Raw genomic sequence first — 15,513 nt, 5'->3', positions numbered from 1 at the left:
GAGCGGGAACCGTCAAAGCCTTCGCCTTCGCCCTCGACTAGAGTGATTTCAGCATCTGCTCCGAGCCCCCTGTCCTAAAGCGCGCGCCATGGATACGGGGCCGGGCCCTGACGGGCCAAAGGGTGCGCGGGGAAACCCGTGCGCCTCCCGCGATTGGAAAGGAGCTTCCATGAATTTTCAGCCGCCGGCCTTGCTGGACGGGCACAGGCGCCGGTTTCACTATCTTCGCCTGTCGATCACCGAAGTGTGCAATTTCCGCTGTACGTACTGCCTGCCGAACGGCTGGCGCAAGGCGGACGGCGCGGCGCCGGCATCATATCTGGCCGTCGATGAAATCACCCGCCTCGTGCGCGCCTTTGCCGGTCTCGGCATATCCAAGATCAGGCTGACGGGCGGCGAGCCCGCGGTGCGCAAGGATCTTGCCGCCATCATCGCGGCCGTTGCCGCCACGCCCGGCATCGGCAAGGTCGCGCTGACCACGAACGGCTGGAACCTGCGCCACAAGCTGCCGGAGTGGCGGGCGGCCGGGCTCACCAACCTCAACGTCAGCATCGACTCCCTCGATGCCGGCGATTTCCACGCCATCACCGGGCATGACCGTCTGGCGGATGTGCTCGCGGGCGTCGATCTCGCCATCGGCATGGGGTTGCCGTCGGTCAAGGTCAATGCGGTGCTGCTGCGGGAAACGGCGGCGAAGGGCTTTGACGACTGGGCGCGTTTCGTCCGGCATCGTCCCGTCGCCGTCCGCTTCATCGAGCTGATGCGCACCGGCGACAATGGAGACTATTTCGCCGCTCATCATACGGGCGGCATGGTGCTGTGTGAATGGCTTGAGGCGCACGGCTGGTCGCGGGCGGAACGGCGCTTCGACGACGGGCCGGCCGTCGAATACACCCGGCCCGACCATGCCGGGCGCATCGGCCTCATCGCGCCCTACGCTCCCGGCTTCTGCGACACCTGCAACCGGTTGCGCGTGACGGCGCGCGGCAAGCTGCGCCTGTGTCTGTTCGGCGACGGCGGCCTCGACCTGCGCGATCTCCTTCAGGACGACGCGGACATGCCGGAACTCGGCGCGCGGGTGAAACGGGCGCTTTCGGGCAAGGCGGCAACCCATTTCCTGCACGAAAACGATCCCGGCGCGACGCGCAATCTCGCGCAGGTCGGCGGGTGAGGGCGCCGGGATCGCGGGGTTCAATCCGTTCCGACAATCACGTCGGAAGCCTTGATGATCGCATAGGCGGTCTGGCCGACGGCCAGCTTCAGGTCGTCCACGGCCTCGTTGGTGATGGAGGAAGTGATGACGTTGCCGCCCACGTCGATGCGGACATGCGCGGTGGTCGCACCCTTCACGATGTCGACGATCTTGCCTTCGAGCACGTTGCGCGCGCTGATTTTCATGACTGTCTCTCCTGATCCGGCCGTGGCCCTTGCGCCACCCGTGCCACCATACAGGGATCGTCATCCGCCGGCAGCGATGGATACCGGGCCGGGGCAATGAATTCTTCGGCCGTCCGCTTGATAAAGGTAAAGCATGGCCGGAAACCGCTCATCGCCCCTTCGCCGTGCCTGTAGGCTGTGTGCCATTCGTAGCGATGCGGCGGGTTCGACAACCCGCTCCGTTCGTTCAGCACGGGAGAGGCAGGAAATGGTATCGCGGTTTATCGCTGTCGCCTTGTTCTTCATGTCGGCGCTGTTGCCGGGAATGGCCTTCGCGCAGGCCCAACAGACCGTTTTCGCGGCGGCGAGCCTGACGGATGCGATCCGGCAGGTGAACGATCTGTGGGTGGCCAGGGGCAATGCGCCATTCGGGTTCAGCTTCGCCGCCTCCTCCACGCTGGTGCGCCAGATCGAGCAGGGCGCGGATGCGAGCATCTTCATCTCCGCTGACGAGCGCTGGATGGACTGGGCGCAGGAGCGCAACCTCATCGTCACGGAAACGCGCGTCTCGCCCATCGGCAACCGGCTGGTGCTGGTCGCGCCGAAAGACAGCACCCTGAGCGTCGAACTGACGAAGGAAACGGACATCGCGGCGCTGCTCGGCGAGGGCAATCGCCTGGCGACGGGGGATCCGCAGCATGTGCCGGTGGGGAACTACGCCAGGCAGGCGCTCACCTGGCTCGGCCAGTGGGATACGATCGAGCCGCGTCTGGCGCGGGCGGACAACGTGCGTTCGGCGCTGCTGCTGGTGGAGCGCGGCGAAGCGCCGCTCGGCATCGTCTATGAAACGGACGCCGCCGTCTCGCAGGGCGTGCGCATCGTCGGCGTGTTCCCGAAGGAGTCGCACGCGCCCGTGACCTATCCCTTCGCCGTCGTCACGAAAGCGGACGGCCCGGAGGCGCGCAAGCTCATCGGTTTCCTCACCGGCGGGGAAGCGCAGGCCGTCTATGGCCGCCTCGGCTTCACCAAACCTTGATGGGCCGATGTTCGCGCTCACGCCCGAGGAATGGCAGGCGGTGCGGTTGAGCCTCGCGGTGGCGGCGAACGCCATCGCGATGGGCCTGCCGGCCGCCATCGTCGCATCGCTGCTGCTGCGCTGGCGGAACATGCCGGGGCGCACGATCCTCAACATCGTCGTGCATCTGCCGCTGGTGTTGCCGCCGGTGGTGGTGGGATGGCTGCTGCTCGTCGTTTTCGGGCTGCGCGGTTATGTCGGGCAGTTCCTGCATGAATGGTTCGGCGTCCGCCTCGTGTTCACCGCCACCGGGGCGGCGCTCGCCTGCGCGGTGATGACCTTTCCGCTGATGGTGCGCGCCATCCGCCTGTCGCTCGACGCGGTGGATGCGGGGCTTGAGGAGGCGGCCGGCACGCTGGGCGCGGGCGCGGTCGACCGCTTCTTCACGGTGACGCTGCCCTTGATGCTGCCGGGCGTGATTTCCGGCGCGATCATGGGCTATGCGGCGAGCCTTGGCGAGTTCGGCGCGGTCATCACCTTCGCCTCCAACGTGCCGGGGCAGACGCAGACCCTGCCGCTCGCCATCTTCGCGGCCTTGCAGACGCCGGGCGGCGAGGCGGCGGCGGCGCGGCTGGCGCTGATCTCCATCGTGCTGGCGGTGGCGGGGCTGCTTGCCGGCGAATGGTTCGGCCGCTGGTCCGGGAAGCGCCTGCAATCATGAGCCTCGACGTTTTTCTCCGGCACCGTTTTTCGGACTTCGCCGCCGATGTCTCCTTTTCCGCGCCCGTTCCCGGCGTCACGGCGCTGTTCGGCCCCTCGGGCTGCGGCAAGTCGACGGTGCTGTCGGCGGTTTCCGGCCTCCTGAGGGCCGATGAGGTCAGGGTCGTGCTGGACGGCGCGGTGCTGTCGGACGTGCCGCCGGAGCGGCGGCGGATCGGCGTCGTCTTTCAGGACGGGCGGCTGTTTCCGCATCTGTCGGTGCGGGACAACCTGCGCTACGGCCTACGCCGCGCGCCGCCGGGGCCGATCGATTTCGGCGACACGGTGGAACTGCTCGGCATCGGCCATCTGCTGAAACGCTATCCGGTGAAGCTCTCCGGCGGCGAGCGCCAGCGGGTGGCGATCGGGCGGGCGCTTCTGTCGCAGCCGCGACTGCTCATCATGGACGAGCCGCTGGCGGCGCTCGATGCCGCGCGCAAGGCGGAAATCCTGCCGTATCTCGCTCGCCTGCGCGACAATCTGCACACGCCCGTGCTTTACGTTTCCCATGCGATGGAGGAAGTGGCGCGGCTGGCGGACACGCTGGTGCTGATGGAAGCCGGGCGGGTGATCGGCTGCGGGCCGGTGGGCGAGATCGCGGCGCGCGCCGACCTGCCGCTGGCGCTGGGCAGCGACGCCGGGGCCATCATCCCGGCCGAAATCGCCGCCCATGACGACGCGCGGGCGCTGACCGTGCTGACCGCAGGCGCAGACGCACGTTTCCTCGTGCCGAGGATCGACCGCCCGTGCGGCAGCCGGCTGCGCATCCGCATTCCCGCGAGCGACGTGGTGCTGGCGCTGGAGCGGCCCGCGCGCATCAGCGCCAACAATATCGTTCCCGGCACGGTGCGCGCCGTGCGCGAGGCCCCCGGCCGCAGGCTGGCGCTGGTGGAGGTCGCCGTGGGCGACAATCTGCTGCTGTCGCAGCTCACGCCCGATTCCGTCGCCCAACTGGAGATCGAGGCCGGAAAGCCGGTGCTGGCGCTGTTCAAGTCGATCGCCGTGCAGGTGCTGTGAGCAGCGCCTCGGCGAAGGCGAGATCTTCCGGCGTGTTGATGTTGAAGAACGGATCGACGGCCGCCGCCGGCCCGTTCAGCATCTGCCAGTCCACGATGCGCCGGTCGAGCCTTTCGGTGAGGTTGGTCAACGACAGCCTGCCGGCAGCCGCCTGCTCCAGCAGGATGGCCTCCGTATCCGGCGTCCACAGGGCGCAAACGGGATGAAGCCGTCCGGCGCTCGACGCCACGGCGACCGCCGGCCCGGCGATGCCGGCCAGCGCCGCGGACAGTCCTGACGCGAGATCGGCGGGCAGGAACGGCATGTCGCAGGGGATCGTCAGGACCGCGCGGCAGCCGAGCGCGCGGCCATGACGCAGGCCGGCGAGAAGGCCAGACAGCGGGCCGTCGACGGCCGGATCGTCGATGACGATTTCAGCATCAACCGGCGCCTGTCCGGGATGACGGACGGCGACCGCGACGTGCGGCGACCACGATCCGGCGAGCGCGCGGGCGCGGGCGAGCAGCGTTTCCCCGGCGAGCCGGCGTTGCGGCTTGCCGCCGCCGATGCGCCGCCCCTCGCCGCCGGCGAGGATGACGACGCACGGATCATAGGCCGGGGCGGTTTCGGTCATACGGTGCGGATCAGGGTGCGGGTGGGCTTTGGCGGCACCAGCTTGCTGCGCAGCATGAAGCGCAGGGCGGCGAGTACGGGATCGGCGCCGTTCTGCGCGGCGGAGATCAGCGACGTCCACGTCTCGTCATCCGCCCCCGCGATGAAGGCGCGCGCCTCGCGCTGGATGAGGCCGGCGACATCGGCATCCGCCACGGCGCGCACCCGTGCCATGAGATCGGGATCGGCGGCCGCGAGCCATGCCTCGAAGCGCGCCAGCGTGGCGGCGTCCGCGCCGAGCACCTGTCCGAGCGTGAGCGTCGGCGTGCCGACGGTGCCGTCTGCGGTGAGCGAGACGACGACGCCCTTGCCGCGTGCGTCGTCGGCCAGCCGGCGCACATAGCGGCCCGCCGCCTGCATCCACGCGCGGCTGTCGAGATGCAGGCGGATCGCCTCTTCCACATGGGCGAAGGGCAGCACCGCGCCCGCGAGACGCCGGTCGAGCCGCAGGATGTGCCAGCCGTAGCGCGAGCGCACCGGGCTCGCGGATATCTCGCCCGGTGCGAGCGCGGCGAGCGCCGCTTCCACGGCGGGGTCGAGGTCGCCGGTCTGCATCTGCCCCAGATGCCCGCCCGCCTTGCCGGTGGGGCAGTCCGAAACGTCGCGTGCGATGTCGGCGAAGGTTTGCGGCGCGCGCCTGATGTGCCGCAACGCTTCCCCGGCACGCGCATGGGCCTCGTGCAGGGCATCCTGCGCGCCCTTTTTCGGCGCGAACAGGATGTGCGCGGCGTCGTAGAGATCGGGGGCGCGGAAGCGGTCGCGGTTGCTCTCGTAGAAGCGCAGACGGGCGGCGCTATCGGCGGGCTCCGTTTCCACCTCGCGGCTGAGGACGGCGCGGATGAGCGCCTCATCGGCGGTTTCCTCGCGGCCCGCGTCGTCCCGCTCCGGCAGCGGCACGAGGGCGAGTTCCCTTGCGCGCGCCAGCAGCAGGGCGCGGGCGGCGAGCGCGCGGCCGGCGGCCTCCCGCGCCGCCTTCGCGGATGGCGCGGGATGGTGCTGCGCTTCCTCCGCGATCAGAGCCTCGGGAATCTCCACGCCGTCCACGACGATGCTGGTCCTGATCATTCCGCCGGCTCCGGGTGCTTTTTCGGGCCGATATCCCGCCGGGTGCGCACGAGCTGCCAGCCGCGCCGGTTGAGATACCAGACCGGCGCGGAAAGCATGTGAACGAGACGGGTGAAGGGAAACACCAGCAGGATGGTGAGGCCCAGCACGAGATGCGCCTTGAAGATCCAGTGCGCATCCGCGACGTAGGCGGCGGCGCCCGGCCGGAAGCTGAAGATGCCCTGCGCCCATTGCATGAACTTCACCATCTCGCCGCCGTCGAGGTGCTGGAGCGAGACCGGAATGGTGAGCAGGCCCAACGCCAGTTGCAGCGTCAGCATGATCAGGATGGCGATGTCCGAGAACGATGACGTCTGGCGGATGCGCGGATCGTAGAGCCGCTGGTGCAGCAGCAGCAGCGCGCCGGCCATGCAGCAGATGCCCGCCACACCGCCGGCGACGATGGCGAGCACCTGTTTCTGGCCGTGGCTGATGCCGATGAAATCGAACACCGCGATGGGCGTCAGCAGGCCGACGAGGTGGCCGAAGAAGATGACGAGAATGCCGAGGTGAAACAGCGTCGATCCCCAGAACAACTGCTTGCGCCGCAGGAGCTGGGACGAGCCGGAGCGCCACGTGTATTGCTCGCGGTCGAAGCGGATGATCGAGCCGAGCGCGAGCGTGGTCAGCGCGACATACGGGTAATAGCCGAACACGGCCTGCGTGATCCAGCCGATATCGCCGGCGGCGACGGGTTCCGTGGCCATTTCTCACACTCCCTTGTTCATCTTGCCGTTGTTCATCTGGCGGATAAAGCTGTCCGCTTTCGGACAGCCGGCCTCGCCGGGACCGAAATTCACCGGTTCGTCCATCCATGCCTTGTCGATCCGGTCGAGATCGTCCGGGTCTTCGTCGGGCTCGGCGAGCAGCGCGCGCAATGCCTCGCGGTCGGCGCGCTCGCCGGCAAGTTGCACCAGCGCGCCGAACACGGCCCGATAGGGGCTGGCGCGCTTCTTCAGCCGTTCCGCCAGCGCCTCCAGCACATGCGCGGCTTCGGCCAGCAGCGAGGCCGCCTCGGCGGGCGGGCGGGTGGAGAGGAAATCGAGGAATACCGGCAGGTGGTCCGGCAGCTCCCGCGACGACAGTTCGAGCCCGCGCGAGCGGTAGAGCGCGAGAAGCGCCGCCATCGCCTGCCCGCGCTCGCGGCTCTCGCCGTGTACATGCTCGTAGAGGTTGAGCGACAGCGAGCGGGTGCGGTCGAACAGCCTGACGTAACGCTCCTGCACGGTGAGAAGGTCGCCGGTGGCGAGTTCGCCGGCGAGTTTTTCGAGCGCCTCGATCAGGGGGCGGGGCAGGCCGCTTTCATCGGCGATGACGGCCATGGCCGCCGGGGCTGCGGCCTGTACATCCTCGGTGGGATAGCACAGGAAGGCCGCCAGCGCCCGGTAGGTCTTTGGCGAGGGCTTCTCGGGCGAGGGCAGGGATTTGGCCATGTTCATGCCTCTCATGCTCATGCCTCCATCGGCGTGCTGGCGGGCGTGTGCCCGTGCGCGTGCTTCGGCTTGCCGAACAGGCCGACATCGGAACTGCCGCAGCCGTTGCCGAAGGTGAAGCCGCAACCGCCGCGCAGGTCGAAGGCGTCCTCGCCGGTCTCGCGGTGCACGGTGGGAATGACGAAGCGGTCCTCGTAATTGGCGATGGCGAGATAGCGGTACATCTCCTCGACCTGCGGCGCGGTGAGGCCGACCCGCTCCGCCGCCGGATGGTCGATGACGCCCTCGACCGTTTTCGCGCGCATGAAGGCGCGCATGGCGAGCATGCGCCGGAGCGCCAGTTCGACCGGCGCCTCCTTGCCGGCGGTCAGCATGTTGGCGAGATAGCGCAGGGGAATGCGCAGGCTCTTCACATCCGGCATGTCGCCGTCCATCTCCAGCACGCCGGCGGCGGCGGCCGACTGGATGGGCGAGAGCGGCGGCACGTACCACACCATCGGCAGCGTGCGGTATTCGGGATGCAATGGAAAGGCGATCTTCCAGTCGATCGCCATCTTGTAGACGGGGCTGTGGCGCGCGGCCTCCAGCCACGCCTCGGGCACGCCGTCCGCGCGCGCCTGCGCGATCACGGCCGGGTCGGCGGGATCGAGGAAGATGCCGAGCTGCGCCTCGTAAAGATCCTGCTCGTTCTCGGTCGAGGCGGCTTCCTCGATGCGGTCGGCGTCGTAGAGCACCACGCCGAGATAGCGGATGCGCCCGACGCAGGTTTCCGAGCAGACCGTGGGCTGGCCCACCTCAAGGCGCGGATAGCACAGGACGCATTTCTCGGATTTGCCGGAATCCCAGTTGTAATAGATCTTCTTGTAGGGACATGCGGAAACGCACATGCGCCACCCCCGGCATTTGTCCTGATCGATGAGGACGATGCCGTCTTCCTCCCGCTTGTAGATCGCGCCCGAGGGGCAGGCGGCGACGCAGGTCGGGTTGAGGCAATGCTCGCACAGGCGCGGCAGATACATCATGAAGGTGTTTTCGTAAGCGCCGTAGATCTCGGTCTCGATGCCCTCGAAATTGTAGTCCTTCGCGCGGTGCTCGAACTCGCCGCCGAGGATTTCCTCCCAGTTCGGCCCCCACTCGATCTTTTCCATGCGCTCGCCGGTGATCTTCGAGCGCGGGCGGGCGGTCGGGAACGCCTTGAGTTCCGGCGCGGTCTGGAGATGGGCGTAGTCGAAATCGAACGGTTCGTAATAATCGTCGATCTCGGGCAGGTCGGGATTGGCGAAGATCTTGGACAGAATGCGCCATTTCGCGCCCATGCGCGGCTCGATGCGGCCGTTCCTGCGCCGCCGCCAGCCGCCGTTCCAGCGCTTCTGGTTTTCCCAGTCCTTGGGATAGCCGATGCCGGGTTTCGTCTCGACGTTGTTGAACCAGGCGTATTCGACGCCGTCGCGGTTGGTCCACACGTTCTTGCAGGTGACGGAACAGGTGTGGCAGCCGATGCACTTGTCCAGATTGAGGACCATGGCGATTTGCGCGCGGACTTTCATCGGGCAAGCTCCTTCCCTGCGGGCGTTGCGGAAGCGGGCTGACCGGCCAGCGGCTCTTCCAGCCAGTCGATCTTCTTCATCTTGCGCACGACGACGAATTCGTCGCGGTTCGCGCCCACGGTGCCGTAGTAGTTGAAGCCGTAGGCGAGATGGGCGTAACCGCCGATCATGTGCGTCGGCTTCAGGATGGTGCGGGTGACGGAGTTATGGATGCCGCCGCGCTGGCCGGTGATCTCGGAGCCGGGCGTGTTGATGATCTTTTCCTGCGCGTGGTACATGAACATCGTGCCTTCGCGGATGCGCTGCGACACCACCGCGCGCGCGGTGATCGCGCCGTTGGCGTTGAACACTTCCACCCAATCGTTGTCGCGGATGCCCGCCGTGCCGGCGTCGGTCTCGGCGATCCACACCACCGGCCCGCCCCGGTTGAGGGTGAGCATCAGCAGGTTGTCGGTATAGGTGGAGTGGATGCCCCATTTCTGGTGCGGCGTGATGAAGTTGAGCACGATTTCCATCTCGCCGTTGGGCTTCAGGCCCTTGACGTGCGTCGTCTTCAGGTCCACCGGCGGCCGGTAGACGACGAGCGCCTCGCCGAAGGCGCGCATCCACGGGTGATCCTGATAGAGCTGCTGGCGGCCGCTGATGGTGCGCCACGGGATCAGCTCATGCACGTTGGTGTAGCCCGCCGTGTAGCAGACGTGCTCGCTCTCGATGCCCGACCAGGTGGGCGAGGTGATGATCTTGCGCGGCTGGGCGACGATATCGCGGAAACGGATCTTTTCGTCTTCTTTCGGCTCCGCGAGATGCGTGTGGTCGCGCCCGGTGAGCTTGCCGAGCGCCTGCCACGCCTTCACCGCCACCTCGCCGTTGGTCTCGGGCGCGAGCATCAGCACCACCTCGCAGGCGTCGATGTCGGTGTCGATCTTTGCAAAACCCCTGGTCGGGCCTTCCTCCAGCACCTCGCCGTTGAGGGCGCGCAGCAGATCGACCTCGTGCCCCGTCTGCCAGGCGATGCCCTTGCCGCCGTTGCCGATCTTGTCCAGCAGGGGGCCAACGGAGGTGAAGCGCTTGTAGACGTTGGGATAATCGCGCTCCACCACCGCGACCGCCGGCATGGTCTTGCCCGGCACGGGCTCGCATTCGCCCCTGTACCAGTCGCGCACGTCGAAGGCTTGCGCGAGTTCGCCGGGGCTGTCGTGCTGGATGGGCGTGAGCACGACATCCTGCTCCTTGCCCAGCACTTCGGGCGCGACGGCCGAGAACGCTTTCGCAATGGCCTTGAAGATCTCCCAGTCCGACTTCGCCTCCCACGCCGGATCGACGGCCGCGCCGAGCGGATGGATGAAGGGATGCATGTCGGAGGTGTTGAGGTCGTTCTTCTCGTACCATGTCGCGGTGGGCAGCACGATGTCGGAATAGACGGCGGTGGTCGACATACGGAAGTCGAGCGTCACCAGCAGGTCGAGCTTGCCTTGCGGCGCCTCGTCATGCCACGTCACGTCGCGCGGCTTCTCGCGGCCCGCTTCGCCCAGATCCTTGCCCTGCACGCCGTGAGAGGCGCCGAGCAGGTGCTTGAGAAAGTATTCGTGGCCCTTGCCGGAGGAGCCGAGCAGGTTCGAGCGCCACACGAACATGTTGCGCGGCCAGTTCTGCGGATCGTCCGGGTCCATGCAGGACATTTCCAGCCGCCCGGCCTTGAGTTCGCGCGCCACGTATTCGCCGGCCGGAATTGCCTCGGCGGCGACGGCCGTCGCGACGTCGAGCGGATTGGTCTTCAGCGCCGGCGCGGAGGGCAGCCAGCCGAGACGTTCGGATTTGGCGTTGTAGTCGATGAACGAGCCCGCCCAGTCGCCTTCGGGCGCGGTCGGGGAGAGGATTTCGCCCGTCGCGACGGTCTCGTAGCGCCACTGGTCGGTGTGGGCGTAGAAGAAGGACGTCGAGTTTTGCTGGCGCGGCGGGCGCGCCCAGTCGAGGGCGAAGGCGAGCGGCGCCCAGCCGGTTTGCGGGCGCAGTTTCTCCTGCCCCACGTAATGCGACCAGCCGCCGCCCGACTGGCCGACGCAGCCGCACATCACCAGCATATTGATGGCGGCGCGGTAGGTCATGTCCATGTGATACCAGTGGTTGACCGCCGCTCCGATGATGATCATCGATTTGCCGTCGGTCTTTTCCGCGTTGGTGGCGAAACCGCGCGCGGTGGCGATGATCTGGTCGCGTGGCACGGATGTGACCGCCTCCGCCCAGGCGGGCGAGTAGGGCTCGGCATCGTCGTAGGTGGCGGGCATGTGATCGCCGCCAAAGCCCTGATCGACGCCGTAATTGGCGAGCAGCAGGTCATAGGCGCTCGCCACCAGCGCCTCGCCGTCCTTCAGGGCGAGCCGCTTCACCGGCACGTTGCGGGTGAGTACTTCCGGGTGGGCGGTGGCGGCGAAACCGTTGCTGGCCTTGCCGCCGAAATAGGGGAAGCGCACGCCGGCCACCGCGTCGTGAATACCTTTGAGGCCAAGACGCAGCGTGACGGGTTCGCCGCCGGCCTTTTCCTCCAGGTTCCACTTGCCCTGCTCGCCCCACCGGAAGCCGATGGAGCCGTTCGGCGCGACGATGAGGCCCGTGGCTTCATCAATGGCGACTGTCTTCCAGTCAGGATTGTTCGTTTCGCCGAGATCGTCCGAGAAGTCGGAAGCGCGCACGAGCCGGTCCGGCACATAGCCGCCGTCTTTCGCCACGAGGCGCACCAGCATCGGCATGTCGCTGTAGCGGCGCAGATAATCGCGGAAATAGGGCACCTGCCGGTCGACGTGGAACTCCTTCAGGATGACATGGCCGAAGGCCATGCCGAGCGCCGCATCCGTGCCTTGCTTGACCGCCATCCACAGGTCGGCGAATTTCGACGCTTCCGAATAGTCCGGGCAGATGACGACCGATTTCGCGCCCCGGTAGCGGGCTTCGGTGTAGAAATGCGCGTCCGGCGTGCGGGTCTGCGGCACGTTCGAGCCCCAGAGAATGAGGAAGCTCGAATTGTACCAGTCCGCGCTTTCGGCCACGTCCGTCTGCTCGCCCCAGGTCTGCGGCGAGGCGGGCGGCAGGTCGCAATACCAGTCATAGAAGGAGCCGCAGACGCCGCCGATCAGTTGCAGGTAGCGCGCGCCCGCCGCATAGGAGATCATCGACATCGCCGGGATGGGCGAGAAGCCGAACACGCGGTCGGGGCCGTACTTCCTGATGGTCCAGGCGTTGGCTGCGCCGATGATTTCGGTCAGTTCCTCCCAATGCGCGCGCACGAAACCGCCGGAGCCGCGCACGCCGATGTAATCCTTGCGCTTTTCCGCGTCCTCCTGAATGGACGCCCATGCGGCGACCGGCGTCAGCGTGGCGCGCGCCTCGCGCCACAGTTTCAGCAGGCGGGCGCGGATCAGCGGGTATTTCACCCGGTTGGCCGAATAGAGATACCAGCTATAGCTCGCCCCGCGCGAGCAGCCGCGCGGCTCGTGGTTGGGCAGGTCGGGGCGCGTGCGCGGATAGTCCGTCTGCTGCGTCTCCCATGTGACGATGCCGCCCTTGACGTAGATCTTCCACGAGCAGGAGCCGGTGCAGTTCACGCCGTGGGTGGAGCGCACGATCTTGTCGTGCCGCCAGCGGTTGCGATATGCCTCCTCCCACGAGCGGTCGTCGTCGGTCAGCACCCCGTGCTTGTTGGAAAAAGTCTCCGTCTTGCGGGTGAAGAACAGCAGGCGGTCGAGCGTATGGCTCATCGTGGGGCTCCTGTCAGTGCGCCGTCAGCGGGCCGGAACGAGGGGTGGTGGCGCCGGGCTTCTTGTGGTTTTCCTCGTCGTGCAGCAGCCCGCCGGGGCGTGCGTAGACGAACCAGGTGATCGCGAGGCACGAGACGTAGAACACCAGAAAGACGACCAGCGCCGGCACGGCGTTGCCCGCCGTCGCGATCGAGAGGCCGAAGCCCATGGGAATGAAGAACGCGCCGTAAGCCGCGATCGCCGAGGTGAAGCCGGTGATGGCGGCGCTCTCGCGGTCCGCCTCATGCAAGGCTTCCTCGCGCGACAGATGCGGTTCGAGGCGCGCCACCTCCTTGCGCATGATCGGCGCGATCATCTGGAAGGTGGAGGCGTTGCCGACGCCGCTGGCGATGAACAGCAGGATGAAGCTGGCGAAGAAACCGGCGAACGAGCCCGCCCCGGCAAACCAGATGACGCCGACGATGCCGGCCGACATGCCGACGAACACGCCGAGCGTCACCTTTGCGCCGCCGACCCTGTCGGCGAGACCGCCGCTGAACGAGCGGGCGAGAGCGCCGACCAGCGGGCCGAGGAAAGCGAGTTGCAGCGCGTTCACCTCCGGAAACTGGATCTTCGACAGCAACGGGAAGGCGGCGGAAAAGCCGATGAAGGATCCGAAGGTGCCGGTGTAGAGCCAGCACATGATCCAGTTGTGCGTGCGCCGGAAGATCACCGCCTGTTCGGCGAAGGACGCCTTGGCGGCGGCGAGGTCGTTCATGCCGAACCACGACGCGAAGGCGGAGGCGATGATGAACGGCACCCAGATGAAGCCCGCGTTTTGCAGATAGAGCGAGGTGGCGACGCCGTTGCCGGCCGCCGTCTGCGGCTCGCCGCCGAAACTGCCGAACACGGCGAAGGTGATGGCGAGCGGCACCAGGAACTGCATGGCGCTGACGCCGAGATTGCCGAGCCCGGCGTTGAGCGCCAGCGCGCTGCCCTTCTGCGAGCGCGGGAAGAAGAAGCCGATGTTCGCCATCGACGAGGCGAAGTTGCCGCCGCCGAAGCCGCACAGCAGCGCGAGCAGCAGCAGGATCCAGTAGGGCGTTTCCGGGTTCTGCACGGCGAAGCCGATGCCGAGCGCGGGCAGGATCAGCGACCAGGTGGAGAGTGTCGTCCACAGCCGCCCGCCGAAGACCGGCACCATGAAGCTGTAGAAGATGCGCAGCGTCGCTCCCGACAGGCCCGGCACCGCGGCGAGCCAGAACAACTGGTTGGTGGAAAGGTCGAAGCCGATGCGCGGAAGCTGCGAGACGACGACCGACCATACCATCCACACCGCGAAGGAGAGGAACAGCGCCGGGATCGACAGCCACAGGTTGCGGCTGGCGATCCGCTTGCCCTTCTCCTCCCAGAACGCCGGATCGTCCGGCCGCCAGTCCTCGATGACCGCGCCCTTGAGCGCGCCCGCCGTCGCGGCGGTGTGAACGGGCTGCATCTCCGGCAGGGCGGGCAGATCGCGCGTGGCGGTGCCGGCCGCCTCGGCTTCCATCCGGCGGATGGCGACATGCATCCATACCAGCGAGACGGTGGCGATGAGGAACAGCAGCATGAAGCAGCTTTGCGCGACGCCGGTGAGATCGTTCAGCAGGCCGAACACGATGGGCAGGATGAAGCCGCCAAGACCGCCGATCATGCCGACGAGCCCGCCGACAGCGCCCATGTCCTTCGGATAGTAGATCGGGATGTGCTTGTAGACGGCGGCCTTGCCCAGGCTCATGAAGAAGCCCAGCACGAAGATGATGACCACGAAGGCCGCGGGGCCGGTCTCGATGCGGAAGCCGATCGGGCCGTGAATGCCGTCCACGACATAGCTCGTCGGCGGGTAGGAGAGCAGGAAGGTGGTGACGACGGAGACGATGAACGTCCAGTACATCACCTTGCGCGCGCCCACCCTGTCGGCGAGATGGCCGCCGTAGATGCGGAACAGCGAGGCCGGCACCGAATAGGCGGCGGCGACGATGCCCGCCGTCTTGACGTCGAAATGGTAATTGGCGACGAGATAGCGCGGCAGCCACAGCGACAGCGCCACGAAAGCGCCGAAGACGAAGAAATAGTAGAGCGCGAACCGCCAGACCTGAAGGTTCTTCAGCGGCGCGAACTGTTCGGCGAAGGGGCGTGGTTGCGCGCCGGTGCGGCGGCGCTCGGCGAGCTGGGGATCGTCGCGCGTGACGAGAAAGGTGACGACGGCGATGACGGCGAGCGCCGCCGCCCAGACCTGCGCGACCGTGTTCCAGCCGAAGGCGACCATGACCATCGGCGCGAGGAACTTGGTGACGGCCGCGCCCACGTTGCCCGCGCCGACGATGCCGAGCGCCGTGCCTTGCAGACGGGCGGGGAAGAACTTCGACACGTAGGTGGTGGAGACGGTGAACGAACCGCCCGCGATGCCGACGCCGAGCGCCGCGATCAGGAATTGCGGATAGGTCTGGGCGTAGGCCAGCAGGAAGGTCGCGACCGCCGCCGACAGCATGACGATGAGCTGCATGACGCGGCCGCCGAACCGGTCGGTCCACACCCCCAGAATCAGGCGGATGAGCGAGCCGGTGAGGATGGGCGTGCCGACGAGAAGGCCGAACTGCGTCTCGCTGAGACCGAGTTGACGCTGGATGTCGATGCCGATGATGGAGAAAATCGTCCAGACGGCGAAGCACGCCGTGAAGGCCCCGGTGCTCATCCACAGGGCGGAACGGGCACCTTGAGCCGGCTGGTCTGATGTGATCATGATGGCTCCTCGCGGACAGGTTCGCGGCGCGGCTGCTTCGCGATATGTCCTTCTGCGGAAACCTTCACCCGGCCGTGCCGGATCGGACTTGACCGTA

12 protein-coding genes and 1 riboswitch are annotated in these 15,513 nt (G+C 67.2%); of the genes, 4 read left to right on the top strand and 8 right to left on the bottom strand.

Going from position 1 to position 15,513, the window contains the following annotated elements; genetic code table 11:
* The first annotated feature begins 46 nt into the window (after positions 1-46).
* A riboswitch (molybdenum cofactor riboswitch) is annotated at positions 47-180 on the top strand.
* The gene (gene moaA, locus ACOYJQ_RS17540; protein ID WP_433460313.1) at positions 170-1,171 is read left to right on the top strand and encodes a GTP 3',8-cyclase MoaA; all 1,002 of its coding nucleotides are present in this window, start codon (positions 170-172) and stop codon (positions 1,169-1,171) included. It overlaps the preceding riboswitch by 11 nt.
* A 20-nt stretch (positions 1,172-1,191) precedes the next feature.
* Here moaA and ACOYJQ_RS17535 read toward each other — a convergent pair whose 3' ends face one another.
* Positions 1,192-1,398 (bottom strand): TOBE domain-containing protein, encoded by a 207-nt coding sequence (locus ACOYJQ_RS17535; protein ID WP_433460311.1) that lies wholly within the window; start codon positions 1,396-1,398, stop codon positions 1,192-1,194.
* 247 nt (positions 1,399-1,645) lie between these two features.
* On the opposite strand from ACOYJQ_RS17535, the gene modA reads away from it, so the two are divergent.
* Genes modA through modC form a run of 3 tightly spaced genes read left to right on the top strand, consistent with a single transcriptional unit; the run spans position 1,646 to position 4,168 of the window.
* Complete coding sequence (gene modA / locus ACOYJQ_RS17530) at positions 1,646-2,413, top strand: molybdate ABC transporter substrate-binding protein (protein ID WP_433460310.1); 768 nt, start codon at positions 1,646-1,648, stop codon at positions 2,411-2,413.
* A gap of 7 nt (positions 2,414-2,420) precedes the next feature.
* Positions 2,421-3,113, top strand: a complete 693-nt coding sequence (modB, locus tag ACOYJQ_RS17525; RefSeq protein ID WP_433460308.1) for a molybdate ABC transporter permease subunit — start codon at positions 2,421-2,423, stop codon at positions 3,111-3,113.
* Positions 3,110-4,168 (top strand): molybdenum ABC transporter ATP-binding protein, encoded by a 1,059-nt coding sequence (gene modC / locus ACOYJQ_RS17520; protein ID WP_433460306.1) that lies wholly within the window; start codon positions 3,110-3,112, stop codon positions 4,166-4,168. Before modB ends, modC begins: the two co-directional genes overlap by 4 nt.
* Here the strand turns inward: modC and mobA are convergent.
* From mobA to ACOYJQ_RS17485, 7 genes are read right to left on the bottom strand one after another with little or no spacing between them, the layout of a single operon-like run.
* Positions 4,140-4,781, bottom strand: coding sequence for a molybdenum cofactor guanylyltransferase (mobA, locus tag ACOYJQ_RS17515; RefSeq protein ID WP_433460305.1), 642 nt, complete (start codon positions 4,779-4,781; stop codon positions 4,140-4,142). The genes modC and mobA overlap by 29 nt on opposite strands.
* Positions 4,778-5,884: a peptidylprolyl isomerase gene (locus ACOYJQ_RS17510; RefSeq protein ID WP_433460304.1), complete on the bottom strand. Its 1,107-nt coding sequence runs from the start codon at positions 5,882-5,884 to the stop codon at positions 4,778-4,780. The genes mobA and ACOYJQ_RS17510 overlap by 4 nt, the downstream gene beginning before the upstream one ends.
* Positions 5,881-6,630: a respiratory nitrate reductase subunit gamma gene (narI, locus tag ACOYJQ_RS17505; RefSeq protein WP_433460303.1), complete on the bottom strand. Its 750-nt coding sequence runs from the start codon at positions 6,628-6,630 to the stop codon at positions 5,881-5,883. The genes ACOYJQ_RS17510 and narI overlap by 4 nt, the downstream gene beginning before the upstream one ends.
* Positions 6,631-6,633: 3 nt before the next feature.
* The gene (narJ, locus tag ACOYJQ_RS17500; RefSeq protein ID WP_433460301.1) at positions 6,634-7,371 is read right to left on the bottom strand and encodes a nitrate reductase molybdenum cofactor assembly chaperone; all 738 of its coding nucleotides are present in this window, start codon (positions 7,369-7,371) and stop codon (positions 6,634-6,636) included.
* A gap of 2 nt (positions 7,372-7,373) precedes the next feature.
* Complete coding sequence (gene narH, locus ACOYJQ_RS17495) at positions 7,374-8,903, bottom strand: nitrate reductase subunit beta (protein WP_433460300.1); 1,530 nt, start codon at positions 8,901-8,903, stop codon at positions 7,374-7,376.
* A complete protein-coding gene (locus ACOYJQ_RS17490) occupies positions 8,900-12,655 on the bottom strand; it encodes a nitrate reductase subunit alpha (RefSeq protein WP_433460299.1) in 3,756 nt (1,251 codons plus the stop codon). Before ACOYJQ_RS17490 ends, narH begins: the two co-directional genes overlap by 4 nt.
* Positions 12,656-12,668: 13 nt before the next feature.
* Positions 12,669-15,416: a nitrate/nitrite transporter gene (locus ACOYJQ_RS17485; protein WP_433460298.1), complete on the bottom strand. Its 2,748-nt coding sequence runs from the start codon at positions 15,414-15,416 to the stop codon at positions 12,669-12,671.
* Between the last annotated feature and the right edge of the window lie 97 nt (positions 15,417-15,513).

It is taken from the genome of Pseudochelatococcus sp., from assembly GCF_050946405.1.
GTDB lineage: Bacteria > Pseudomonadota > Alphaproteobacteria > Rhizobiales > Beijerinckiaceae > Pseudochelatococcus.
This window is presented reverse-complemented; position numbering and strand designations above follow the sequence as displayed.